We start from the raw sequence: 2,451 nt of genomic DNA on the forward strand, positions 1-2,451 counted from the left end.
CAAGATGTACGATTATCTCGCACTGTGGGATTGGCTCGCTTTTGCGGTCCGCTGGCTACATGTAGTAACCGCAATGGCATGGATCGGTGCCAGCTTCTATTTCATCGCGCTCGATCTGATGCTGAAACCAGCAGATGACATGCCAGAAGGGGCGTTCGGCGAAGAGTGGGAAGTTCATGGCGGTGGCTTCTATCACACCACCAAATATCTTGTCGCGCCGACACGGCTGCCTGAACATCTGACTTGGCATAAATGGCAGAGCTATACCACTTGGTTGTCCGGTGCAGCTCTGTTGATGATCATCTATTGGGTCGGTGGAGAGATATACCTACTGGACCCAAACAAAGCAGATCTCGCGCTATGGCAAGGGATTGTGATTTCAGGGGGGTCATTGACGATAGGTTGGCTCGCCTACGACCAAATGTGCAAATCCAAACTCAGCGAAAACCCGACGCTATTGATGTTGCTGTTGTTCGCCATCCTTGTGGCGATGTCTTGGGGCTACAACCAAATCTTTACCGGCCGCGCTGCGCTTTTGCATTTGGGCGCGTTCACCGCAACAATCATGACCGCCAACGTGTTCTTTCAGATCATGCCCAACCAACGCATCGTGGTCGCGGATCTGAAAGCGGGGCGAACACCCGACGCGAAATACGGCAAAATCGCTAAAGTCCGGTCAACACACAATAATTACCTGACGCTCCCGGTCGTCTTCTTAATGCTGTCCAATCATTATCCACTGGCATTTGGATCACAAAATGCGTGGATAATCGCCAGCTTGATCTTCTTAACAGGTGTCACAATCAGGCACTATTTCAACACCATGCACAAAACAGGCAAAGGGCCAATGTGGACATGGCTGGTGACAGCGCAACTGATGATCCTGATTGCATGGCTGTCGGTCTCGCCGATGCTGGACAAAATCGAAGACGCCGAAGCGCGGGTGCTGACACCCACCGAGCAGACCCTCGTTGACTCTCCAAAGTTCGAACAAGCCTTTGAAGTTGTTTTGGGCAACTGTTCCATGTGCCATGCCAGAGAGCCGGTCTTTAGCGATAGGATGCTCTGGCCACCAAAGGGCGTCGTCCTAGAAACAGAGGCAGATGTCGCCCGACATGCTCAGGCAATTTATCTGCAAGCGGGACTGACCCATGCAATGCCACCGCCCAACGCAATTTCGACCATGTCAGAAGAGAATAGGCTTGCGATTGTTGGCTGGTACCGGGATGCCATGCGCCACAACTAGCCCTCTGCCTTTTGGTGATGCTGATCTTTGTTCGGTCGCCAACCGGTACAACCTATCAACGCCTAGATAGGGCCGCCTCAATTATCAAAATACCCGGATAGCTCTTGCTTTGCTTACATCGGTGGATTGGCAAGCACCTACACCCCATAAATGGGTAAATCTTCAACCAATAGGACGACGCATGTCACCCAAATACTTTGCGCCTCGCGGCGGCCATCCTGGTCAGGATCAATTGCTGACGGATCGCGCAACGTTCACGGATGCCTATGCGGTGATTCCTAAGGGGACGATGCGCGATATCGTAACGAGCTTTTTGCCGTTCTGGGACAACACACGCGCATGGGTGCTCTCACGCCCCTTAAGCGGATTTGCCGAAACCTTTTCGCAATACATCATGGAAGTCAGCCCTGGCGGTGGTTCGGATCGACCTGAAACCGACCCGGGGGCGGAAGCTGTGCTTTTTGTCGTCGAAGGATCTTGTGACCTTACAGTTGAGGGACAGACTTACGTTCTTAAGCCAGGGGGTTACGCCTATTTGCCGCCAGGAGTCGCATGGTCCCTTCACAATGCAAACGAGACCACGGTACGATTTCATTGGATCCGAAAGCTTTATGAAACCGTGCAGGGGTTAGACCTACCGGACGTATTGATCACCAATGAGCAAGATGTCGCGCCCACCCCGATGCCGGGCACAGACGGGAAGTGGGCCACCACGCGCTTCGTGGACCCGGCAGACATGCGACACGACATGCATGTCACGATTGTCACCTTTGAACCCGGCGCTGTCATTCCATTCGCCGAAACCCATGTCATGGAACACGGTCTTTATGTCCTTGAAGGAAAAGCGGTGTACCGACTCAATCAGGATTGGGTCGAAGTGGAGGCGGGCGACTATATGTGGTTACGCGCATTCTGCCCACAAGCCTGTTACGCCGGTGGTCCCGGCAAATTCCGGTATCTGCTTTACAAAGACGTAAACCGCCACATGAGCTTGCGACGCCATGCGCACGGGGCTTAGCGTTGAGCCTCGACCGTGGAGCGGGCAAGAAACCAAAGCTGCGGCTGCGACTCTAAGATATTGTATTTCTTAGGTGATTTTTGGTTGCGGGAGCTCGATTTGGACACTGTTTTCGAGAACTGCACCAGGCACGTATTTGTCTGTAAGTGTGGGCGGAAAGCATGCGTAATTGGGCTGACCCTGTTCT

The 2,451-nt window shown here is 53.1% G+C and carries 2 protein-coding genes; both read left to right on the top strand.

Going from position 1 to position 2,451, the window contains the following annotated elements:
* The first annotated feature begins 4 nt into the window (after positions 1 to 4).
* Positions 5 to 1,246 (top strand): urate hydroxylase PuuD, encoded by a 1,242-nt coding sequence (locus TA5113_RS11175; RefSeq protein WP_058314917.1) that lies wholly within the window; start codon positions 5 to 7, stop codon positions 1,244 to 1,246.
* Between the two features lie 181 nt (positions 1,247 to 1,427).
* Positions 1,428 to 2,264 carry a bifunctional allantoicase/(S)-ureidoglycine aminohydrolase gene (locus tag TA5113_RS11180; protein ID WP_058314916.1) on the top strand — a complete coding sequence of 279 codons (837 nt, stop codon included), beginning with the start codon at positions 1,428 to 1,430 and terminating at the stop codon, positions 2,262 to 2,264.
* Positions 2,265 to 2,451: the final 187 nt, after the last annotated feature.

Origin of the sequence: Cognatishimia activa, assembly GCF_001458335.1 — a bacterium.
Classification (GTDB): Bacteria; Pseudomonadota; Alphaproteobacteria; order Rhodobacterales; family Rhodobacteraceae; genus Cognatishimia; species Cognatishimia activa.

Excerpts from the sequence above, each read along its gene's own strand:
- TA5113_RS11175 (WP_058314917.1), top strand. The coding sequence starts at position 5 with ATGTACGATTATCTCGCACTGTGGGATTGGCTCGCTTTTGCGGTCCGC.
- TA5113_RS11180 (WP_058314916.1), top strand. The coding sequence starts at position 1,428 with ATGTCACCCAAATACTTTGCGCCTCGCGGCGGCCATCCTGGTCAGGAT.